At 35.6% G+C, this 23,558-nt stretch carries 22 protein-coding genes; 10 read left to right on the top strand and 12 right to left on the bottom strand.

The annotated features are described in order from the left end of the window. Position 1: 1 nt before the first annotated feature. The 9 genes from EL260_RS13620 to EL260_RS13580 form a co-directional block, all read right to left on the bottom strand. Entirely contained in the window at positions 2 to 2,422 is a 2,421-nt protein-coding gene (locus tag EL260_RS13620) for a TonB-dependent receptor (RefSeq protein WP_123855869.1), read from the bottom strand. Positions 2,423 to 2,916: 494 nt separating this feature from the next. Then, positions 2,917 to 3,723: an alpha/beta hydrolase gene (locus EL260_RS13615; RefSeq protein WP_123855868.1), complete on the bottom strand. Its 807-nt coding sequence runs from the start codon at positions 3,721 to 3,723 to the stop codon at positions 2,917 to 2,919. Positions 3,724 to 3,910: 187 nt separating this feature from the next. After that, positions 3,911 to 4,885: a 3-oxoacyl-[acyl-carrier-protein] synthase III C-terminal domain-containing protein gene (locus tag EL260_RS13610; protein ID WP_123855867.1), complete on the bottom strand. Its 975-nt coding sequence runs from the start codon at positions 4,883 to 4,885 to the stop codon at positions 3,911 to 3,913. Positions 4,886 to 5,032: 147 nt separating this feature from the next. After that, positions 5,033 to 5,611, bottom strand: a complete 579-nt coding sequence (locus EL260_RS13605; protein ID WP_123855866.1) for a Crp/Fnr family transcriptional regulator — start codon at positions 5,609 to 5,611, stop codon at positions 5,033 to 5,035. Between the two features lie 82 nt (positions 5,612 to 5,693). Beyond that, a complete protein-coding gene (locus EL260_RS13600; RefSeq protein ID WP_123855865.1) occupies positions 5,694 to 6,215 on the bottom strand; it encodes a GNAT family N-acetyltransferase in 522 nt (173 codons plus the stop codon). Between the two features lie 12 nt (positions 6,216 to 6,227). After that, on the bottom strand, positions 6,228 to 6,809 hold the full coding sequence (locus EL260_RS13595) for a 5'-methylthioadenosine/S-adenosylhomocysteine nucleosidase family protein (protein WP_123855864.1): 582 nt from the start codon (positions 6,807 to 6,809) through the stop codon (positions 6,228 to 6,230). 141 nt (positions 6,810 to 6,950) lie between these two features. Beyond that, positions 6,951 to 7,652, bottom strand: coding sequence for a DsbA family oxidoreductase (locus EL260_RS13590; protein WP_123855863.1), 702 nt, complete (start codon positions 7,650 to 7,652; stop codon positions 6,951 to 6,953). A 61-nt stretch (positions 7,653 to 7,713) separates the two neighbouring features. After that, the gene (locus EL260_RS13585; protein ID WP_123855862.1) at positions 7,714 to 8,880 is read right to left on the bottom strand and encodes an MFS transporter; all 1,167 of its coding nucleotides are present in this window, start codon (positions 8,878 to 8,880) and stop codon (positions 7,714 to 7,716) included. Between the two features lie 20 nt (positions 8,881 to 8,900). Next, on the bottom strand, positions 8,901 to 9,821 hold the full coding sequence (locus tag EL260_RS13580) for an alpha/beta hydrolase (protein ID WP_123855861.1): 921 nt from the start codon (positions 9,819 to 9,821) through the stop codon (positions 8,901 to 8,903). Between the two features lie 147 nt (positions 9,822 to 9,968). Here EL260_RS13580 and EL260_RS13575 point away from each other — a divergent pair, with 147 nt between their 5' ends. Next, positions 9,969 to 10,346 (top strand): winged helix-turn-helix transcriptional regulator, encoded by a 378-nt coding sequence (locus tag EL260_RS13575; protein ID WP_123855860.1) that lies wholly within the window; start codon positions 9,969 to 9,971, stop codon positions 10,344 to 10,346. 216 nt (positions 10,347 to 10,562) lie between these two features. On the opposite strand, the gene EL260_RS13570 is transcribed toward EL260_RS13575, so the two are convergent. Beyond that, a complete protein-coding gene (locus EL260_RS13570) occupies positions 10,563 to 11,747 on the bottom strand; it encodes an MFS transporter (RefSeq protein WP_123855859.1) in 1,185 nt (394 codons plus the stop codon). Positions 11,748 to 11,970: 223 nt separating this feature from the next. Here EL260_RS13570 and EL260_RS13565 point away from each other — a divergent pair, with 223 nt between their 5' ends. Continuing rightward, positions 11,971 to 12,729: an NUDIX hydrolase gene (locus EL260_RS13565; RefSeq protein WP_317126503.1), complete on the top strand. Its 759-nt coding sequence runs from the start codon at positions 11,971 to 11,973 to the stop codon at positions 12,727 to 12,729. A 79-nt stretch (positions 12,730 to 12,808) separates the two neighbouring features. Beyond that, positions 12,809 to 13,540, top strand: coding sequence for an MBL fold metallo-hydrolase (locus EL260_RS13560; protein WP_123855858.1), 732 nt, complete (start codon positions 12,809 to 12,811; stop codon positions 13,538 to 13,540). Positions 13,541 to 13,548: 8 nt separating this feature from the next. Here EL260_RS13560 and EL260_RS13555 read toward each other — a convergent pair whose 3' ends face one another. Then, entirely contained in the window at positions 13,549 to 13,890 is a 342-nt protein-coding gene (locus tag EL260_RS13555; protein ID WP_123855857.1) for a helix-turn-helix transcriptional regulator, read from the bottom strand. Between the two features lie 601 nt (positions 13,891 to 14,491). Here EL260_RS13555 and EL260_RS13550 point away from each other — a divergent pair. Next, a complete protein-coding gene (locus tag EL260_RS13550; RefSeq protein WP_123855856.1) occupies positions 14,492 to 15,085 on the top strand; it encodes a Crp/Fnr family transcriptional regulator in 594 nt (197 codons plus the stop codon). 37 nt (positions 15,086 to 15,122) lie between these two features. On the opposite strand, the gene EL260_RS13545 is transcribed toward EL260_RS13550, so the two are convergent. After that, the gene (locus EL260_RS13545) at positions 15,123 to 15,749 is read right to left on the bottom strand and encodes a chloramphenicol acetyltransferase (RefSeq protein WP_123855855.1); all 627 of its coding nucleotides are present in this window, start codon (positions 15,747 to 15,749) and stop codon (positions 15,123 to 15,125) included. A 265-nt stretch (positions 15,750 to 16,014) separates the two neighbouring features. On the opposite strand from EL260_RS13545, the gene EL260_RS13540 reads away from it, so the two are divergent. The 6 genes from EL260_RS13540 (at position 16,015) to EL260_RS13515 (ending at position 23,550) form a co-directional block, all read left to right on the top strand. Then, positions 16,015 to 16,470, top strand: a complete 456-nt coding sequence (locus EL260_RS13540; protein ID WP_123855854.1) for a PPC domain-containing DNA-binding protein — start codon at positions 16,015 to 16,017, stop codon at positions 16,468 to 16,470. 141 nt (positions 16,471 to 16,611) lie between these two features. Beyond that, complete coding sequence (locus EL260_RS13535; protein WP_232534809.1) at positions 16,612 to 17,103, top strand: Crp/Fnr family transcriptional regulator; 492 nt, start codon at positions 16,612 to 16,614, stop codon at positions 17,101 to 17,103. Between the two features lie 86 nt (positions 17,104 to 17,189). Continuing rightward, positions 17,190 to 18,266: an SDR family oxidoreductase gene (locus EL260_RS13530; protein ID WP_123855852.1), complete on the top strand. Its 1,077-nt coding sequence runs from the start codon at positions 17,190 to 17,192 to the stop codon at positions 18,264 to 18,266. A gap of 250 nt (positions 18,267 to 18,516) precedes the next feature. Beyond that, on the top strand, positions 18,517 to 19,539 hold the full coding sequence (locus EL260_RS13525; protein ID WP_123855851.1) for a ligase-associated DNA damage response exonuclease: 1,023 nt from the start codon (positions 18,517 to 18,519) through the stop codon (positions 19,537 to 19,539). After that, entirely contained in the window at positions 19,536 to 21,116 is a 1,581-nt protein-coding gene (locus tag EL260_RS13520; RefSeq protein WP_123855850.1) for an ATP-dependent DNA ligase, read from the top strand. Before EL260_RS13525 ends, EL260_RS13520 begins: the two co-directional genes overlap by 4 nt. A gap of 1 nt (position 21,117) precedes the next feature. After that, the gene (locus EL260_RS13515; protein ID WP_123855849.1) at positions 21,118 to 23,550 is read left to right on the top strand and encodes a ligase-associated DNA damage response DEXH box helicase; all 2,433 of its coding nucleotides are present in this window, start codon (positions 21,118 to 21,120) and stop codon (positions 23,548 to 23,550) included. Positions 23,551 to 23,558 lie beyond the last annotated feature (8 nt).

Genomic DNA, 23,558 nt, shown 5'->3' with positions numbered 1-23,558 from the left:
ATTAAAATTTAAGACTCACCTCTGCAACAAAATTCCGAGGCATTTGGGCAACGATTACTCCTTGTCCTGCATAATACTGAACATTCCCCAGATTATTCATTTTAAACCCTATTCTATATCTTTCCTTCTCAAGAGAAAGTGATGCATTCACAAGCGTATAAGCTGGGAAAGTGAATTTCCCTGTGTCTGTTTTATTTTCGCTGAGCTGATGCCCTACACGATTAACTCCAAAACCTAACCCAAGCCCTTGTAAACTACCGGATTGAAGAGTATAACTTATCCATGAATTAAACACATTGGCTGGTCCTGCGGAACCTGGACGTCTTCCGTCTACTGTTGCTTCAGCTTTAACGAACTTGCTGTCATTATATGCATATCCGGTTATGATATTAAGCCCCTGAATAGGATTGGCAATGACCTCTACTTCGATTCCTTTACTTCTTTGCTCTCCATCCTGAATGGTAGCACCAAAGCTTTTTCCATTTCTGATGACCTCAATCACTCTCTGAATATTATCAACCTGTATATCATAATATCCTACCGTAAAATTTAAACGGTTTTTCCAAAGATTCCCTTTGAATCCTACTTCCCATTGATTGGCCTTTTGGGGTTTCATCACTCCAGTATAATCGGCAAGCTCCTGGTTAACCGGAGGTGTATAGCTGAAACCATTCATATAGTTTCCATATACTGATAAACGATCCTTAAAGATTTGGTAAACAACTCCTACCTTAGGTGATAATGCTGTTTGTGTGAAATCTCCGGAACGGGTATTTTTATTCAGATCCAGCTGTCCTTTGCTTTCATAATGATCCACACGTAAACTCAATAACGTAATTAATCTGTCTGTAATATAGAGAGCATCAGAAAGATAGGCTCCATAGACATTGCTTGAGGTTGTAGTTCTGGTCAGAGCAGCTTTTGAAGCCTGTATTTTCTGTAAAGCAAGATCTCTGGAGATAAAGCCATACTTCGCTCCGGGATTTTGCCCATTAATGGTGTCATATTTAATGATGGGTGAATGGTTATTGTTCAGAGATTGATTTAGATAATCTAAACCAATAAGAACCTTATTTTTTATTTTCCCAATGTTGAATTGCCCGTTGAAATTCTGCTGAACACTTGTAGATGTTGCTTCAGAGTTCTGCCATTGTACATTACGTTCTAGTTGTGTATCATTATTTTTCCCTCTGATAAACTGATATTGATATAAGCCTTCTGTTTTTCTGTAATTTCGCGAAATGAGAGTCTGTGAACTCCAATTGTCTGAAATTTTATAATTAACCTCAGCCTTTACATTCGTAGAGGGTGCTTTTAAAGTCATATCATTATTAGAATATGACCTTTTCCAGTCAAAGCCCAATTCATCAGGAGTATGGGCTTTGTATTCCCTTCCTCTTGCCAGGAAAATGATGGGGGTATTTGTTCCTTCATAATTGTAAATCTGAGCCCCAAGGCTAAATTTCAGCTTATCATTTACCTGATAGCTTAATGAGGGTGAAACAAAGAAAGACTTTCTGAACTCCGAATCCCTGAACCCATTTTGATACTGATAAGCAGCATTCAAACGGAATAATGTCTTTCTGGAATCTGTAACAGGTCCATAAACATCAACGGTTGCCCTGTTTAGATTATAACTTCCTAACAAATAGGAAATTTCACCGCCAAAGTAATCTTTAGGCTTTTTCGTTACAAGATTAATAAGCCCTCCAAAAGAAGTGACTGCCCCTCCATATAAAGTTCCCGATGGACCTTTGATCACTTCAATGCGTTCAATATCTGAAGGATCAATTTCTCCGTTGGTATTGGCAGGAACTCCGTCTACCATTGATATTTTTGTTGGGAAACCTCTAAGGCTATAGTAGAAACTTCCATCTCCTGAACCTCTGCCCGGACTTCCCTGCATTTTTACCATACCGGGAACGTTTTTCATAACTTCAGAGACATCGTAAGTAAGCTGCTCCTTTAGGATTTGTTGATTGAGACTTGTATAGGCTTGTGGATTCTCCAGATTTTTCAAAGGCATTTTTGAGATGGAGGTACTGTCTTTATTCAGAAATTTGTTTCTGCTGAATGCATAGATCGTAATTCCTTCAATCTCATTATTCTGTGCAGGAGTGTGAATCGTCGGAATCTCATAGACATCTTTTTCAATACTGATCTGTTTCCGCATGAGTTCGATATCATTTAAAACAACCTGAAGTGTATATTCGCCTGGAGTGACATTATCAAAGTAAAATTCTCCCTGGTTATTGGTTTTGGCCTGATAGGGTGTATTGACAAGCCTTAGAATGGCATTTTTTACAGGAGTTTGCTCCGAAAGTAAGATTTTCCCATGAACACGTTCGCTTTGCTGTGCCAGAAGAAAGGCAGGACACAGGATAAGAGTAAAAAGTAATATAAGGGTTTTAAATGTTTTCATATTAGAGTTTTTGTAACAGTAAAGAGTTTTTCATTTTTTTAGGTTGTAATTTCATAAGTTTCTTTTGTAGTGATTTTTTTACATTTTTAAAATTTTCTGTTTATTATTGGCGGGTTGATGAGGAATCTGCTCACATAAAGCAAAGGCATGCTCTTCCCTGCCGTTTTATATGGAGGATTTAAGAAGTTATTCATATAAGTTAGTGTTCTTAATACTGATATTTGGAGTTATTCTCTTGGTGTATTGAGTTTATATTGAAGAAGATCAATGGATTGAAGAGTGTTTTTGTAAGATAAATTTTCATTAGTTTTTATTTATTCTTATTTGGAATAATTAAAAACAAAGATAAAAATAAATAGCAATAACTCTAATTTTTTAATTAAATTATCTGTTAAGCCCGCAAATTTTGAAATTACTATCCTTTTTAGAATGAAAAAATCCTCTTTAAGAACAAGGCTTAAAAAGGATTTTAATGAGATTTTTAATGATCTGTATTATTTTAAATATTTGTCGAATAAAGTAAGTTGTTCAGAAAGTGAACGGCTCCAATATTGAGTATCATGGGCACCTAAGGATTCTGTGTACAAATGCTGTATTTTTTGTTCAGTAAGTTTTGTATGGAATTTTCTGTTTTGTCCGATCATCTGAATATCTTCCGTTCCACAATCAAAAATATAACGTTGATCAGCTGCAGCCATTAATCTGATCTTACTGTCTGTTAGAAAAGCAGAATTTATAGATTCTAATGGTCCTAGTACCTTATTGACCATATATTTATTATAGCCTTCTCCGAAAGCACTAAAATCTAAAGCTCCACATGAACTTCCTACAATCCCAAAGGTTTTGTTATAGGTAATCCCAATATTTGTAGCACCATAGCCACCCATACTCCATCCTAAAATTCCTCGGAATTTCTTTTCAGCTTTTACCGGATAATTTTTATCAATAAAATCAACCAATTCTTTTCCGATAAAGGTTTGATATTGGGAATCTTTAATAATCGGACTATCTACATACCAGGAACTGTAGTTTCCGTCTGGCAGCACATAAATGGTTTTATATTCTTGAGCTTTCTTAACGATATCTGGAATATCTTCCTTTATTATTCTGTCTGGATTACCACTGAAACCGTGAAGAATGTATACAGATGGATACGTTGTATTGGGTTGTACGTTTGGAGTGATGATGATGGTTTTGATCTTTTTATTCATCTTAGGACTGAAAACTTCCTGATGAATGATCTTTTGTGCCGAAAACTGCGTAAAGGCAGTAAGAACAACAACGCTGATTAACTTTTTCATGCTTTAAAAATGTTTAATTAATGATAGACGATCATCAGATATATGTTACATAAATTTAAAATCTTTTATTTAAATAATCAATATATCTATGGTCTTATGACAATACAAAATTGCATCGGGAAAAAAGGAAAAGCCTCAACAAATGTTGAAGCTTTTGTTAATTTATTTCTTATACAATTTCTTGTAATTAGTATTTCCATAGCATTAATCCTGCCTGATAGCCTGTTCCTAATGTCCATAATAAAATATATTCTCCTTGCTGGAGTTTTCTTACATTTTTTTGATATTGATGCAAGGCAAGAAAAGGACTTGAAGAACCGGTATATCCTACTTCTCTTGAGTAGAACGGAACCTTTTCCGGAGGTAAATTAAAATGTTCACAAATAATATTGATATTTTTTAATGAAAATTGAGAAAATAAAAACAGGTCGATTTGTTCAATGCTTACTTGATTGCGTTCTAAAAAGCCATTCATATCATTCAATGCAAAATTGACACTGCCACTTCCATCAAAACTTTTGTCCCATAACATCACATCGTTGGAATTATAACAGGAATATCCTTTAGGTGGAAACAAAACTGTATTACAGATACTACTGTCTGTATGGTAAAGAACATCCATTAATCCTGAACTGGATTCATCTTTTTCTACAATAAAAGCAAAAGATGAATCCGAAAAACAAAATGCTGTTACAGGATTCTCGGAATCTAATATAACAGAAAATTTTTCAGAACATATTATCAATGCTTTGTGGGCAGTATCGGTTAACGATAGATATTTTGTAATTTGGTCTAAGGCAACAAAAGCACCAATACAATTGACATTAATGTCATAACATAGTGTATTCGGCTTTCCTTGTAATGCCTGATGAATTTTGATTGCATCACAAGGGATGAGATGTTCTGAAGTACTGGTTACAAATACAATAATATCGATATCCAGAATGGAAGTATTGCTTTCTCTGAGTACTTCTTTTGCTGCATTTATTCCCATAGACAGTGTTGTCTCTTCAGAACCTTCAGTTACAATAAAACGATTGCCTCGTCCTAATACATTCTGGATCTTTTGCATAGATACATTTTGCTGTTCAAATTGTTCAATAACAAATTCATTGGTTTCCGCATGTTCCGGATGATAAAAATAAGTGTAACTTAATTTCATGGTTTTGGTTTTTATTAAATTTAATTATTTCCCAGAGTAGGGATTTAATGTAAAATTAATAAAATATACTGTGCGAAAGTTATATTAATAAAAATTATTCTATCAGTAAAAGATGTTATTAAGATATCAATATGAGAAATAATAATATTATCTGTTGATTTCCTTCTTTATACGGCTTAATTGAGTAGGAGTAATTCCTAAATAGGAGGCAATATGATGTTGTTTCAGTCTATCATACAGGGATTTATTTTTAAGGAGTAACAAATACCGTTGTTTTGCGGTTTCAAATTTCAAGGAAACCTCAAGGGGTTCCTTTTTTACCACCCAGTTTTTTTCCAGATATTTGATATGAAAAAGAGCAAGGTCATGATGCTTTTCCAGTAATTCTCTAAAAGCTTTTGTCGGATATTTAATGACTGAACAGTCTTCAAGGGCGATGATGCTGAAATCACTGGGCTCATTTTTAATAATGGCAGAAGTGGAAGCTACAAAACTGTTTTCCTCAAAAAAGATCTTATAGATGTTATTTCCTTCTTCATCTGTTGTGTAATACCCTATCAAACCGGATTTAATGAAATAATAATATCGGGCCATGCTTCCGGATTCCAGAAGAAGTTCATTTTTTTGAAAATGTTCCTCACTGCAGATTTCGATCAAAGCAGCAGTTGTTTGTTTGGATAGTGGATAATAAGTGTTGATTTGCTTTAGAAATTCTGAATTGTTCATTGTATCAAAGAAATGGCATTTTGGTTCCAGGAAGGCTATATAAGACAAAAGCAAAAACACTTTAGAGTATGTACAGAAACTTTTACTCCAGAGTTTTCTTCATCATCAGATCTGTTTGTTCTTCATCTCCAAGCCTGAAAATGTGTTTATCAAACTCAACAAAGCCGTTCTTTTTGTAGAAATGTAAGGCTCTCAGGTTTTCTTCCCAAACTCCCAGCCACAGATATGATTTTTTGAAATGTTGAGCGGTTTTCAATGCCTGATCGTAAAGAAGCTGTCCAATTTTTTTACCATGATGGCTTTTCTTTACATAGATTCGTTCAATTTCAAGGCTGGTATCATCTTGTAATTCGGTCTGCGCTTTACCGGAATTCACTTTCAGATAACCTACCGGATCATCTTCTTCCCAGGCAATATAAAAATGAGAATCAGGATTCTTAAGTTCAGAGGTTACTTTTTCAATATTGAAGCTTTCTTTAAGGTATTTTTCCATGGCTTCTTCCGTATTGTCTTCTGAAAAAGTTTCAGAAAATGTCTGGACACCAAGCTTCTGGATAATATCTATATCTTCAGCAGAGGCTTTATTGATGATAATTGACGCCATTTTTAGTTGATTTTATGAAAATAATATTTTCTTGAATGCTTCAGAAGCCAGGTGTACCTGTACACTCCAGTCATCGGCAGCATCGCTCCCTGCATCATCAGAAATGTATTTTAAACATAAAAACGGAATGTTTTCTTGTTGTGCAATTAATGCTAGAGGATAGGCTTCCATATCTACAATATTATAATCTGTTTCAGAATGGTTCATTTCAAAGCTGTCACCACTTCCGCAGATTCCTTCTTTTAAAGTGTCCATTTTAAGGCCATATTCCAAAACAGGCGGAACTCCGGATAATGGGGTTTCATACAGTTTAAAACCTAAGCCTCTCACATCCATATCCCTCTGGATAAACTTGGTACAGCAAACCACTTCTCCTTTATGAAAACCCTTACTTCCTGCAGAACCCAGATTCACAATTAATTTAGGCTTTCTAAGGTGAATCTCCTTCGTTAATTCTATCGCTGCATTCACCTTCCCGATGCCCGTTATTAATTTATTTTTCCCGTCAAATACCGTTCCTGCTTCAGAATCCAGTGCAAAAACAAAAAGACTGTCTGCAATAGGAAAATGAAATTCATTATTAATTTTAATCATTGAAAAATATAGATTTATACTGTTTTACAAAGATACAAATCATTATAAAGTTTTTTAATCTTTTGCATTAAAATAAATAACCTTTCAGAAGATTATAATAAAAATAAAACCCCAAACTAAAATAGCTTGGGGTTAATATGATTAAATGCTGCATCCATCTGCATCACAGGAAGCTCCGTTATTTCTTGAGAGATCTTTAAAAGGACTCACTGTTTCTTTATAAGTCTGCTGCAATGCATTTTCAAATACTTCTACAGGTTGTGCTCCGGAAACGGCATATTTTCCGTTCAGAACAAAGAAAGGAACTCCGGAAACACCATTGTTTCTTGCTTCCATAATATCCTGATTTACTTCATAATCCAATTGGTCAGAAGTAACAGCTTCCTTCGCTTCTTCTTTATCAATACCTAAGTTTTCAGCAAGGGAAATCAACACCTCAGAATCACCTACATTTTTACCATCAATAAAATGAGCAATAAATAATGCTTCTTCCATTTCATTGGATTTGTTATGCTTTTTAGCCAAATGAAGAAGTCTGTGAGCACTGAATGTATTGGTAATGAGTGCCTTTTCAAAATTGAAATCAATTCCAGCTCCTTTTCCCATTTGAGTAACCTGAGCCAACATTTGACTAGCCTGAGCCTCCTGAACTCCCTTTTTTTCTCTAAAATATTGAATTGTATTTTGAGTCTTATCAAAATCTAAAGTTGGGTCAAGCTGAAAGCTCTTCCACTCTACTTCCACTTCATCTTTAAATGGCAATTTTTCCAAGGCCTGTTCAAAGTTATTTTTCCCGATATAACAAAACGGACACATCACGTCCGACCAGATTTCTATTTTCATTCTATTTAATTTAGTATAACAAAGATACGCAATTATTTTAATGTAATAAAATTTGTTACAGTTATTTTACACAACCTGATATTACCTGATTTCTTTTCTCAAATACATTTCTTAATATCATCGTCAGGAAGGCAAAAAGCCCAAATACAAAACCTATCCAGGGTGTGTATGCTACTCCTTGGGTAATAATGATCCATCCTCCAATAGTGGTTCCTAAAGTAACTCCCAGATTACCGAAAGAAGTGGCGAGACTATTGGCAAATTCCAAAGCATCAGGCGCTGCAGAGATCATATAGGTAGAAGCATTCAGGAAACTTGGTGAATATAGGAATCCCCAAACTGCAATGACAATAATAGTAGCCCATAAATTTCCATCAGAAACAAATAATAATACAGGAATTAATACCGTCCCGGAAAGAAAAAATGCCAGAGTTGCATTTACATTTTTATTGAGCATTTTGCCTGCCATTCTATTGGCAATAATTCCTATCATTCCAAATAAAAATAACATATAGCTTACCATAGAAGTGTCCATTCCTTTAGCTTTACCTAAGTAATCCGCAAAATAACTATAAGTGGAAAACCAGGCTGTAATCATAAAAAAATTAGTGAGTGTACTTAAAATAAATGGTGGCTGTTTTAAAATGCTGATCTGGCTTCCATATGACTTTTTCTCCTTGACAGGCATTGATGGAAGAAGAAAATAAATGGTCCCCAACGCAACCAAACTCACGACTGCCTGTATCATAAATGAATATTCCCACGAATAAAGTGCTGAAATCCAGGTAGCAAAAGGAACCGTAGTAACCATTGCTATAGCCACACCACTGAAAACAATGCTCATCATTTCATTTTTCTTAGTGTGATCGGCTTCGGATACCGCTACAGACAATGCGGTTGCAATATATACGGGCTGTAAAAATGCAGGAAGAACTCTAACGACCATCAGTAACCAAAATGGTGGTGAAAAAGAAGAAACAACTCCGGTGAACAGAAACATAAAGATAGCTGTTGTCATGATTTTCTTACGATCGATTCCTGAGGTAAGTAAAGTCATAAAAGGCCCGGTAAGAGCAATAACCAAAGCAAACGCACTTAAAAGATATCCCGCTTTGTCTATGCTGATCTTGTAATAGTCTGCCACCTGTGGCAAAATTCCAATGATCCCAAACTCTGTAGTAATAACTGCAATAAATCCTAAACATCCAATGTAGGCATACTTTTTCATTGTTATTTCTGGGGATTGATTTATTTAAAATGTTGTTGTGCAAAACCTGACATTTCATTGACAGCTAACTGGGTTTCTTCTAAAATTTCACCCATATGCATAAAGCCATGAACCATATCTTTAAAAAAACTTGTTGTAAGAGATACTCCTGCATTTTTCATGTTTTCAGTAAGATGTCTTGCATCATCAGCCAAAGGATCGTGTTCTGCGATCATGATAAGTGTTGGCGGTGTATTTTTAAAATCTTTAATGAGAATAGGAATTGCCAGTGGATTGTTGCTTTCTTCTTTGGGAAGGTACGAGTTCCATGCTTCTACTCCACCTTGCTTATTGAGAACCGGCCCGTTTTCATAGATTTCCCAGGTTTTCGTATTAAGCTGATTATCCACTGCAGGATAAATCAGAATCTGAAATTTAAACAGTTCTCCAATTTGGGTAGACACTGCAGTTGATAAGGCTCCTCCGGCACTGTCTCCAATAATTCCTATTTGATTCTTGTCAATCCCCAAAGAATCTACGTTTTCAACAATCCATTGTACCGTATCAAGACAGTCATTTAGACCTGCCGGAAAAGGGTGTTCTGGAGCGAGGCGATAGTCTATGAAAATAACAACAGATTCTGTTCCATTGGCCAGTTTACGGACAACGGCATCATGGGTTTCATATCCTCCTGCGATAAACCATCCCCCATGAATATAAATAATGGCTGAGGATTTTTCAACGGTTTTTCCTTTTGGACGGTAAATTCTGATCGGAATCTCATGATTTTCTCCTGGAATATTCAGCTCTTCAATCATTGCAACGGCTTCTTTTTTAGCACTAAGCTGTAAAGACATGGCTTCAAGGTATTTACGGGTATCATCCAAAGGATTCTTTGGATTAAATGACTGTATTTTTTCTAAATGGTTTAAAATCTGAGTGATTTTTGGGGTCAACTGCATTTTGCTTTTAATTTTAAGTTAATGTTGTTTTGCAGTGAACAGTAGCGCTATTGTTATTTATCTGCTTTTATGAAGCAAATTTAGGTTTGATACCTTACATTTGCACTATACGGATATCATTGTATGGTACTAACAAATTTGTAAGTAATGGGAAATATAAAAGAAAGTTCAACGAATAATATCAACAAACAATACATTCAGGAATGTGATCTGAGTTATGCCGTTTGCAAGATTGGCGGAAGATGGAAACTCTTTATTTTGAGCAAATTAAAAGATGAAAAATTACGCTTCAGCGAACTTAAAAGATCTATTTCAGGCATTACAGAAAGAATGCTTACCCTCCAATTAAGGGAGCTTGAAAAAGAAGGTTTAGTAAAAAGAACAGTGTATGCGGAAGTTCCGCCAAGAGTAGATTATGAACTCACTGAAATTGCGAGAGAACTAATTCCTATTTGGGATGCCTTAAATGAATGGGGTGGAAAACACCGGAAGTTTATTGAGCTGCAGGATGAATGTGAAGAATAATCAAATGTAATGGATGAATGGTGAAAAATATAGAAACAACAAGAGTTTTTAACTGTCACTAATATACGAATGACTTTTATTATGCATAAAACGGATGGATCTATATAGATTAAGAATAAACTCTAATCATATAAATCCTTAGAATATAATGAAAGAAAAATAGTTTGTAAGCGCATCCCATTAAAATATATTAGAATGATTTAAAATCACTTAAATCTAAGATTTGTTAACTTTATTGCAAAACAGAACGTGAGCGATCAGTGCCAAAACGCCAAATGTCGTTCCTACGATACAAACGCCTGTCCATTGTGCTTTTTGCCAGGCAACGGAAGCCAGCCATGTTCCCAGTGAACCTCCAATAAAATAAGAAACCATATACACTGTATTCAGCCTGTTCACCGCATTGGACTTAATTAAAAAGTAATTAGTCTGGTTCATAATATGACTGGATTGCACCCCAAGGTCTACAAGTATTACCCCCACAATTAGACCCCAATAGGTTTCACCTCCAAAATAAGTGAATCCCCAGCTTCCTATCAGAATAAGTAGTGAATATAATATGATGCGGTTAATGTCCAGATATTTTTGTAGCTTTCCAACTTTTGCCGCTGCTAACGCTCCAACTGCTCCAGCCAGACCAAAACTTCCTACGACCGATGAACCTGCATTGAAAGGAGGTTTTTCCATATGAAAAACCAATGTCGTAAATAAAGCACACATAGATCCGAAAGCCATTGCACCACGGAATGATGCGAGCTGAAGAATTGGCTGTGTTTTAGCAAGATGAACTACGGAACGCATCAGCTCCTTATAAGTACCTTTGAAATTTGGAGATAATTCAGGAAGCATTTTATAAACGGCAAACCAGACTACGATCATTAATCCTGCAGCAATTCCAAACATAGCTCTCCAGCCCCATACTTCACCCACAATTCCACCAATGAAACGGGAAAGGAGAATTCCTAATAAAAGTCCGGACATTACCAATCCGATATTAGCCGATTTCTCTTTATCTGATGAAAGTTCTGCTGCAATGGGTACAAACAGCTGAGGAATAACCGAAGTAGCTCCAATCAATAAACTGGCAGCATATAGCATCCATAGCTCATTGGCAAAGGTCATCCAAAGCAAGGAGCCAAAAACAAGAAATAAGTCGATCAGGATTAATCTTTTACGGAAAAACTTATCTCCAAGTGGAACAATTAATAACAGTCCTAGTGCATAGCCGATCTGGGTGAGCACAGAAATTCTGCTGGCAGCAGCTTCAGAAACGTTAAGATCTTCAGAGATCAATGCCAGTAAGGGTTGGTTGTAATAATTGTTAGCCACTACAAGTCCTGAAATAATTGCCATTAGCCAGACTACTGTTCTGGAAATGTTGTTGGTAGAATTCTCCTGCATCTTAAAATTTTTATTAAACAAAATATATCCTGATGACTTTATGTTTTGGATATATTTTTAACGACCTCAAAGGTAAGTGTTTTCATAAAAAAGAGGAATATTTTTAATTGATTTCACCTGTCAGTGTTATAGATTTCCTCCTTATAACCTGCTTCAATAAAGAGTTTTTTTTAAGTATTCTCCGATTTTATCTTTACATTTGTAATAACACACATTTATTTTTATGGATTATATGGATTCCAGGGAACAGATCTTACAGAAATCTGCAGAAGCAAAAGAACTTTTTCTTCCTCATATTTCAGTAGACCCGGTTGTTTTTGGTTTTGACCAAAATGAGCTTAAGGTACTGCTTGTAAAAATGAAGTACAGAAAACAATGGCTTTTGCCGGGAGGCTATGTAAGAAGAGATGAAGATTTGGATGAAGCAGTCGTAAGAGTGTTGGAAGACAGAGCTGGCGTTACTGATGTATTTCTGGAAGAATTTGGCGTTTTTGGAAGAAAAAACAGGAGTCAGATCTATTTTGAGGAATTTGATGAAACGCTTTTCCAAAAACAACGTTTTATTTCTGTAGGATATTATGCACTTTATAATTCTTCTGAAATTAATCCTGTAGCTGATGATGTAAGCGAAGCCTGTGAATGGGTTTATCTGCGCCAGCTCCCTGAAATTGATTTTGCAATGGACCATCGTGAAATTATTGAAAAAGCATTGCTTACTTTACGGGAGAAGATCTCCAGCAAGCCAATTGGATATAACCTCATGCCTGAAAAATTCACCCTTCCGGAACTGCAGAAGCTATACGAAGCGATATTGGGTAAAATACTCAACAGAGGAAACTTCTACAGAAAGATTAAAAATCTGAATGTTTTAAAAAAGCTTGATGAACAGAGATATGTAGGAGCCCACAGGTCTCCCGATCTTTATTCTTTTGATATAGAAAATTATGAAAAAGCTTTGGAAAACGGACTGAACAGCTGGTAGAAATTTTCATTGTTTTTGCCGATGATCTATATTGATGAAAAACCTTTTGAATATTGGAAATATTCAGGAAATTTGCAGTATGAAAATTATTCCACTTAAAGAAGGCAATTTCTCAGCCAGTAAAATCAAAGACTTTACGCTCTTAACAGAAGAAAATTTTGATACCGTTCGTGGATTAAAAATGTCTGTTCAGCCTTTTTTAATCATTACTGAAAACGATTATATCCTTCTAGATGCCGGAATTGGATGGAAGAATGAGACAGGTAAAACAGTGATATCAGAAATTCTTAAAAGAGAAAATGTGAATCCTGAACAGATTACAAAGCTTCTTCTTTCTCACCTTCACAAAGATCATATTGATGGAGCAATAACCATTACAGATAATGGTTATGAAGCCACTTTCCCCAATGCGCAAATCTATATTCAGAAACGTGAACTAGATTTTGCTATGGAAAATAAAGGAAATCCTTCTTTTGATTTTACTATTTTGGAAAAGCTTATTCAGTTACCGAATATTGTTTGGATGAATGATGATAAAGGTCAGATTAGTAAAGAAATTTCCTATGAGATGGTTGGTGGACATACTCCGTTTATGCAGGTGTTCTGGATCAGAGATCATGAGGAAACTGTTTTTTATGGCGCAGATGATCTTCCACAAGCTTCCTATTTGAAATACCACCTGGCCTACAAAAGTGACTTCGATGGCAGAAAAGCAATGGAGCTAAGGCTTTTATGGGCAAAGGAAGCCAAGGAGAACAATTGGAAAATACTTCTTTATCATGATCTGGATAAAACTGTTATTAACACCTAAAAAATGGTTTAAATTTCATTAAACCATTTATAGATATCAAACTCAGAGGGAATATTAAGCTTCTTTCTGAGTCTGTTTTTCCGGTTTTGTATTGCTTTTGGAGTAACAAAGATACAGGTTGCTATTTCTTTTGTTGTCATGTTAAGCTTAAGGTAAATACAAAAGATCAGTTCAGAATTTTTAAGGCCAGGCTGTATAGCAGATAACTTTTCAAAAAAATCCGGATAGAACAATCTGAATTTGTTAAGCAGACGGGGAGAATTTGCCTTGGCTAATGCTATGATTTCATCTTGTACAAGAATCTTTTGATTCAATTCCTCTAAATTCGGTTCAGTTTTTTTGTTTTTCATAATACTTTCTCATCTCTACTCTTTTCTGTTATGCATCTTTTGCATAGCAGTACAAAATCTTTTTCTTTATAAGTCTGTGTTTAATAATTGATTACAGGGAAATAAAATAGTTTTCATGTATTCAAAACCTCATTGTTTTTTAGATAATATTTAATAATTTTAATACTTTGCCTAGTAGTTATTAAATGATTAAGTTAAAAAATTCATACATCTGAATTTTCATTCATTTTTGTATAGGGCAAAGAAATAAAAAATGATTAAAATTTTATTAAAACAGAGTACCACATACATACCACGTTATGTTTTTCAACAAAATATCCCAACTGCTTTTATCAGCCTGTTTATAATCTTTTTTGCAGGATATAAATGTAGGAGGTTACATCTTTCACTTTTTATGATTCAAATCAATAGTTTTTAAAATTATAGTATGATAAAAATAAATTTTTGTGGTATTTGAATGGTACCTTATGATATGGTTAATGAATGAAATAAACGTTTCTTTATTTTTTTAAAATCCTAAACGTACTTATAGCATTTAAATGCTGTAAGAATTTGTGTTTATTAAGGCTTTTGAAATTGTAACTGGCAATAAATCAGAGATATGATCGTTGAAAATTTATTAATATCATTTGGAGCAGAAACAAAGAACTACAAAGCAGGAGAAATCATTTTCCGTGAAGAAGATCTGCCATTACACTATTATCAGATAGAAAAAGGAAAAATAAAACTAAACAATTATACCGAGGAGGGGAAGGAATTTATTCAGAATATATTCTCTGATGGACATAGTTTTGGAGAATCTCTTTTATTTGTAGAACGTCCCTATCCTATGAATGCTGTAGCCATAGAAGATTCATCTGTTTTCAGATTACCCAAAGCCAGCTTTCTGAATTTGATACAAAGCAATCCGGAAATCTCTTTGAATATTTACCAATGTCTGGCTGAAAGAATGTATTATAAGTATATTATGTTCTACAATCTTTCCTTTCAGAATCCGGTATCTAAACTGAAATTACTATTAGATTACCTGAAAAGTTACCATGATGATAAAGTTCCTTATTCTTTCCAGATTCCCCTAACAAGACAACAATTAGCTTCATTGGTAGGACTTCGTGTAGAAACAGTAATCCGGACCATTAAACAGATGGAAAAAGATAAGATTGTAAAGATTGAGAAAAGGAAAATTTATTATTAAAAATATCCTGTTTTTTTAATTCTAAAACTCTATGTCTCTACAGATCAAGCTGTCTCTGGAATTCTGCCAGGTATTTTGCAATATGAATACCATCTGCCAGTCCGTGGTGAGCTTCAATAGAAACTGGCATGTATTTTCTGCCATCGCGGATATTGAATTTACCAAAAGAAATCTTTGGTACCGATTCATCATTGTTAAAATTTGTTGGGTGAAGAATTGCACTGAATGAATTCCATGGAATAGTCGTGTGTCTTACATGATCCTTTCCCAATCGTTCATTACTTAATCTAAGTCCTGTAGAATGGTGTACACCTCTAATTTCATCTTGTAATGCAGCATTGAATGTTTCAAAGTCCTCTGAAAAAGGAGTGAATGAAAAACCAAAAGTTCCATCCGGTCTACCAATCGTACTTCCGGCATGAACCGTATCAAACTGAACAACCTTCCCATCAATAATCCTCAGTTTTAATTCATCAACCATATTAATGGCCATCATCGATTTGTGATAGTAATAAGCAAAGAAAGAGTATCCGTTTTCTTTAGCTTTTTCATAAGCTTTTGTACAATCTACTTCGGTAGTGAAACCAAAATATGGACTTGCCATTTGAGAGAAAAATTCAAAATGCTCCTTTCTGTTCCATTGCTCGAGGTCTACAATCTTCATTGATTTTAATTTTCGGCAAATTTCCGCAATTTTTCTCGATTTTATAAAGGAAAGCTGCATTAATTTTTTATTAATAGCTTGTTTTTGGATTAAAAATATCATTCAATAGAGAGTGAAAAGCATGATTGTTGCATTAATTGTAGCTGTCGAAAATACTAAGAAGCAAGGATTTTATCTGTGATGATATTAAATGTGGCGCATTGTATTGCTGATTACGTAAATTTTTTGCCCTTGCTTTTTTTCAATAGATTAAATATACATCATTATGGAAATACAAAATTTCAAAGGAAACCAATGGTCTGCAAGAAAGGTAGATCAGATTTATATTGTCAGTATTAAGAATCATTCCGGCATTGTAGAAGCTTTAATGGATTTTGTTCAAAATCAGAAGATTCAATCAGGAGAAGTTACCGGAATTGGAGCTGTGAGTGAAGCAACACTTAGGTTTTTTAGCTTTAAAACCAAAAAATATGTGGACAAAACATTCAATGAACAGATGGAAGTTGCCAATATCTCAGGAAATGTTTCTGTAATAGAGGAAAAACCTATACTTCATTTGCATGTTACCTTGGGAAGAGAAGATTATACAGCGTTGGCTGGACATCTTTTAGAAGCAAAAGTACATGGAGCCGGAGAGTTTATCTTTTATCCTTTAAATACCCGGACGGTAAAAACGAAAGATTTAGAAACCGGAATTAACTTCTATGATTTTGAAAAATAAGACTTCAATTACTTATGAAAGCAGTATTTTTGATGAAATATTTTTCGGATGTTTGAGGTGCTACTGTCCCATATTCAGAATAAAGTTGAGATTAATGATGAACAGAAAGATCTGATTCAGTCCTTTTTTACAGTCAAAAAATTGAAAAAAAAACAATACCTACTACAGGAAGGAGATATTTGTAAATGTCTTTCATTTGTAAGCAAAGGATTGTTAAAGTCTTATTTTCCTGATGAAAAAGGAAATGAGCATATCAATATGTTTGCTTTTGAAGGCTGGTGGATCTCCGATTTCAATAGTTTTATTCATCAGGAAAAAGCAGTTTTAAATATTGATGCGGTAGAAGATACTGAAATATTAATGATTACCTTGGAAAACTATGAAAAAATGATGCTGGAAATCCCCGCAATGGACCGTTATTTCAGAATTCTGTACCAAAACAGTCTCGTTACCAAGGATTACAGACTTATAGTGTACAATGGTTATACTGCTGAAGAAAAATACCTGCAACTGGCCCATAAAAATCCGGAAATGATTAAACGGGTTCCTCATAATCTCATCGCATCTTATCTTGGACTAGCTCCTGAAACCATAAGCAGGATCCGTAAAAAGAATTCCCTGAATAATACTTGATTCAGATCAACTCAAATGGATGATCCAGATCAAGGGTATACGCCTGTATATGATCATAATTTTGCCATAGAATTTTTACAATACTTATGGAAAATACAGAAAATATCGCATTGGTAGTAGGAGCTACCGGAATTACAGGGAGTAATCTGGCTGAAGAACTCATTGCACAGGGCTGGAAAACGTATGGGCTATCAAGAAATCCCAATGATTGTATTGCAGGTCTTCTTCCTGTAAAAGCAGATTTGTTGGATGAGCATAGTCTTATCGAAGCATTGGAGGGCATCTCTCCTACTCATGTTTATTTCACAACCTGGATGCGAAATGATACGGAAGAAGAAAATATTCGGATCAACAGTATGCTTGTACGAAATCTGCTGAATGTAGTATCTCCTAAAAAATCAGTTCAGCATGTGGCATTAGTGACCGGATTAAAACATTACCTGGGGCCTTTCGAATCTTATGTTAAAGAAGGGAAATTACCGGAAACACCTGTCCGTGAAGAACATCCAAGACTTCCGCTTCCCAATTTTTATTATGCTCAGGAAGATGAAATTTACAAAGCGTCTGAAAGAGATGGCTTTACATGGAGTATTCATCGCCCTCACACCGTTGTAGGATATGCTGTTGGCAACTTAATGAATATTGCTGCAACCCTGGCAGTCTATGCCAGTATCTGTAAAGAAACAGGAAGGAAATTCATTTGGCCTGGATCTGAAGCACAATGGAACGGGATTTCAGACATCACAGATGCTAAAATTCTGGCTGAACAATTAGTTTGGGCTTCCAACACAGAAACTGCAAAAAATCAAGCTTTCAATATTACAAATGGAGAGGTTTTCCGATGGAAATGGCTTTGGAAAAGACTGGCAGATTGGTTTGGTATAGAAGCAGAAGGTTTCAACGGTACAATAAGACCTCTTGAAAAAGAGCTGGAAAACGATCAGGAAACTTGGAAAGTCATTGCTGAGGAGTATAATCTGAAAGAGAAAAATTTAGACAGATTATCTTCGGCTTGGCATACCGATTTAGACCTTGGCAGACCCCTTGAAGTGATGTGTGATCTGTCAAAAAGCAGGAAATTGGGCTTCACTGCCTATAAAAGGACAGAAGATTCTTTTATCGAAGTATTTGAAAGACTGCGCGCTGAAAATATAATTCCATAATTACGGGGAAATACAATCGCTACGAATGCACGAATTATTTTTATTCGTGCATTTATGTCAATTATAAAAGCTGTCTTCAACCTTTATGACCAATAAAATAACAATGTAAGCTTCTTTACATTTTTCTATTTTCCAGCACAAAGCATTTCACCCAATTTTATTTTGATATAGCAATAAATAATAATAAAATTAACAGTTTATCGTAAATTGGTTAAGTTTTTGAAGAAGTGTATACAAACCAATCACACCATTGAAGTTAATCACATTTACCAAAAAAGGAATTTATTGTCCTCAAGGGAAATTCTACATAGATCCCTGGAGGCCTGTGGATTTGGCAGTTATCACCCATGGACATGCCGATCATGCCCGTTGGGGAATGAAGAAATACCTTTGCCATCATTTTACCAAACCTATTCTATATCAAAGAATTGGAAGTGATATAGAATGTCAGGGGGTAGAATATGGAGAGAAAATCAATATCAACGGCGTCCAGGTTTCATTACATCCTGCCGGACATATTATTGGCTCTGCTCAGATACGGTTAGAGTACAAAGGATTTGTAACGGTAATTTCCGGAGATTATAAAGTTCAGGATGATGGTCTCAGCACTCCTTTTGAGCTGGTTAGATGTAATGAGTTTGTTACAGAAAGTACTTTTGGGCTGCCCGTTTATAATTGGTTAGAGATTAACGATTTAAATAAAAAACTGCAGAATTGGGTATTGAAAAATCAGGAAAACAGCAAAACTTCAGTATTCGTTGGATATTCACTTGGAAAGTCCCAACGAATTATGAAAGCTGTAGAAGGATTAGGCAAAATATATGTTCATTATTCTATCGGGAAGTTAAATGAAGCCTTTGAAAATGTAGGAATAGATCTTCCCGAATATACCATTGCCGATTTTAAAGAACGTCCAAAAGAAATGGAACATGAAATTGTCATTGTTCCTCCCGCTTTACTGGATAGTAATATAATCAAAAAAATCCCCGATTCTGCCACTGCAATATGCTCAGGATGGATGCAGGTTCGGGGAGCCAGACGATGGCGAAGCGCCGATGCAGGTTTTGCCATGAGCGATCATGCCGATTGGAAAGGACTTCTGCAAACTGTAAAAGCTACAGAGGCTGAACTCGTACACGTTACCCATGGACAGACAGAAATATTTTCAAAATATCTGAACGAAATTGGAATTAACGCAGATGTGATAGAAACGCTGTTTGGTGAAGATGAAGAAGTATCTGAAAAAGAAACCATTGAAAATCCAGAGCTATGAGACATTTCGCAGATCTTATCAACGCTTTGGAAACCACCAATAAAACCAATGCTAAAATTGTTGCCATTATTGATTATCTGGAGCGTGCTCCGGATGAAGATAAGGTGTGGTTTATTGCCCTATTTACAGGAAAAAGACCTAAAAGGAATGTCAATACTAACTTGATGAAGGAATGGGCATTGGAAATTACAGGACTTCCTTTCTGGCTCTTTCAGGAAAGCTATTCCTCAGTCGGAGATCTTGGAGAAACAATTTCTTTGATTCTTCCACCACCTGAAGAAAAGATTGAACGAAGCCTTTCCCAATGGATGAAGGATATTATGGCGTTAAAGGAGAAAAATGAGGCAGAAAAGAAAGAATTTGTGCTCCATTCATGGAATGGTCTGGATTATACAGAACGTTTGATTTTCAATAAATTAATAGGCGGAAGTTTTAGAATCGGTGTATCAGATAAGACCCTGATTAATGCATTGAGTAAATTTTCAGGTCAGGAATCCAGTACATTGACCCATAGTTTAATGGGGAAATGGCAGCCTGATGAAGTTTCATTTAAAGAATTAATTTCCGCTGAAAATATAAATCCTGATAATTCCAAACCTTATCCTTTTTGTCTGGCTTATCCACTTGAAAAGCAATTGGAAGAATTAGGAAAACCTGATGAATGGCTGGTAGAATATAAATGGGACGGCATCCGTGGACAGATCATCCGGAGAAATGATGAAGTGTTTATATGGTCCAGGGGTGAAGAATTAGTCACTGAACAGTTTCCTGAAATTGCGGAAGTTGTAAGAGCAATGAAAGGTAATTTTGTTTTAGATGGAGAAATACTTGCGGTGAAGGAAGGTAAAGTTTTAAATTTTAATGAATTACAAAAAAGATTAAACAGAAAAACTTTAACTAAAAAAATGCTCTCGGAAATTCCAATTGAAGTATTCGCTTATGACTTATTGGAACTTGAAAATCACGATGTAAGAGATAAGCCAGTTTCAGCAAGAAGAGCTATGCTGGAAGAATTACTGTTGAATGAAAAACCTAAAAACATACTACTTTCCCAGAGCATAGATTTTGAAAAATGGGATGAATTGAATGAGATCAGGGAAAATTCAAGAAGTGTGAACAGTGAAGGACTCATGGTAAAACAAAAAAACTCACCTTACCATGCAGGCCGGAAAAAAGGCGATTGGTGGAAATGGAAAATCAACCCTTTTACCATTGATGCCGTTCTGATCTATGCTCAAAAAGGTAGTGGAAGGCGAAGTGCTTATTATACAGATTATACTTTTGCTGTAAAAAATGAAGACAAACTGGTAACTATTGCCAAAGCTTATTCAGGATTAACAGACAAGGAAATTATGGAGGTCAGCAAATTTGTAACAAAGAATGCCATTGAGAAATTTGGTCCAGTACGAACTGTAAAAGCAGAGCTGGTTTTTGAAATTGCTTTTGAAGGCATCGGGTTCAGTAACCGGCACAAAAGTGGCGTAGCACTTCGGTTTCCAAGAATTGTAAGATGGCGGAAAGATAAGACGGTAGATGAAATTGATAACCTGGAAGAAATTAAAAAATTAATACAATAACGTGACAGCTTTTGAACATACCAACGGATTTACCATCATTCAGCAATGGATGAAGGATAAGCGCATCTCCCCTTTTAAATTTCAGACTGATACATGGCGGAAATTTGGGAGTGGGTATAGCGGTATGGTGGTAGCTCCTACAGGATTCGGAAAAACTTTTTCTGTTTTTTTAGCATTAATCTCGGACTTTTTAAACCATCCTGACAACTATAAAAAAGGATTGAAAATGATCTGGATCACTCCCCTTCGATCTTTATCCAAAGATATTGCGAAAGCAATGCAGGAAGCGATGGATGAGATCGGTATTGATTGGGTAGTTGGAGTAAGAAATGGAGATACAGATCCTAAAGTAAGACAGCAACAGGTCAGAAAAATGCCTGAAATTCTTGTTGTAACGCCTGAAAGCCTGCACCTTCTGCTGGCTCAGAAAAATCATGAAACTTTTTTCAAGGAGATGAAATGCATTGTTGTAGATGAATGGCATGAATTGTTAGGTTCAAAACGCGGGGTTATGGTAGAATTAGGAATATCACAACTCAGAAAGTACGTGCCGAAAATGCAGATTTGGGGAATTACGGCTACCATTGGAAACCTGGAGGAAGCAATGGAAGTGTTGATTCCTTATGATATTAAGAAAACGAAAATTACGGCTAAAGAACATAAAAAAATTGATATCATTCCTGTTTTTCCAGATGAAATTGAAATACTGCCGTGGGCAGGACACCTTGGTCATAAACTTGCTGATAAAGTAGTTCCCATTATCCTTGATTCAAAATCCACCATTGTTTTTACCAATACCAGAAGCCAGAGTGAAATGTGGTATCAGTTACTTTTAGATGCGTATCCGGATTTTGCGGGCCAAATTGCCATTCACCACAGTTCCATCGATGCTCATTTAAGAATCTGGATTGAAGAAAATCTAAGTTCCGGAAAGTTAAAGGCTGTTGTTTCCACTTCATCACTAGACTTAGGAATAGATTTTAAACCCGTTGATACCGTCATTCAAGTGGGCTCAGCCAAAGGAGTCGCCAGGTTTCTTCAGCGGGCAGGCCGTAGTGGTCACTCCCCTTTTGAAACCTCCAAAATCTATTGTGTACCTACCCATTCTTTAGAGCTAATTGAAGTTGCTGCTTTAAAAGAAGCGGTAAAACAAAAAGTAGTAGAACCCAGAGATCCGCAAGTTTTATGCTTTGATGTTCTGGTTCAGTTTCTAATGACCTTGGCCGTGGGAAATGGATTTTATCCCGATGAGCTGTATAAAAGGATTAAAAAAGTATATGCCTTTCAGGAAATGATGGAGGAAGAATGGAAAAGTATTCTTGAATTCCTCACTATTGGTGGCAGTGTTTTAAAAAACTATGAAGAATTCCATAAAATTGTGATTATGGAAGATGGATTATATAAAGTGACTTCCCGAAAAATTGCCATGCTTCATCGGATGAATATGGGAGTGATTGTAAGTGATGCCATGCTCAAAGTTAAGTTTATTTCCGGTGGTTATATCGGAATGATTGAAGAATACTTTATTTCCAAACTAAAAAAAGAAGAAAAATTCATTCTTGCAGGAAGAACTCTTGAAGTGGCGATGATGAAAGACATGACTGTTTATGTGAGAGCAGCCAAGGGAAAAGCACTGGTTCCGAGCTATCTTGGCGGAAGATTACCTTTGAGTTCAGATCTCGGACGTTTTTTAAGAGAACGGCTTTCGCATGCTTTAAACCCAAAAGCTTCCGAAAAGGAATTGAAGTTCCTGCATCCGCTATTGATTAACCAGGAAGAGAATTCTCACATTCCAAAGGAAGATGAATTTTTGGTCGAAATGATTAAAAATCGTGAAGGTTATCATCTGTTTATGTATCCTTTTGAAGGCCGTTTAGTCCATGAGGTAATGGCAGCTTTAATTGCCTTTCGAATTTCAAAACTGGCTCCTATTTCTTTTTCAATGGCAATGAATGATTACGGATTTGAATTGTTCAGTGATAAGGAAATACCGTTGAATGAAGAAAATTTACAGCAGATATTAACCAGAGATAATCTCATGAACGATGTAATTGCCAGTATCAATTCTGCAGAAATGGCAAGAAGAAAGTTCAGAGATATTGCGGTGATCTCCGGAATGGTGATTCAGAATTATGCAGGTAAACAAAGATCCAATAAATCATTGCAGAGTTCAGCCGGACTGATCTTTAAAGTATTGGAAGATTACGATTCCGGTCATTTTTTAATCAAACAGGCCTATACAGAGGTTTTCAATATGCAACTTCAGGAACAACGCCTCGTGGAAGCTTTTAAAAGAATCGAAAAATCCAGAATCATTTTAAAACATTCCCGTTCCTTTACTCCTTTAAGCTTTCCAATAAAGGTAGACAGCCTTAGACAAACACTTTCCAGTGAAGGTCTTGATGCTAGAATTAAAAGAATGCTGAAGCTTTGAAACGAATT

Source organism: Chryseobacterium nakagawai (assembly GCF_900637665.1).
GTDB lineage: Bacteria > Bacteroidota > Bacteroidia > Flavobacteriales > Weeksellaceae > Chryseobacterium > Chryseobacterium nakagawai.
The sequence above is the reverse complement of the archived record's forward strand: the minus strand, read 5'-3'. Positions and strand labels throughout refer to the sequence as shown.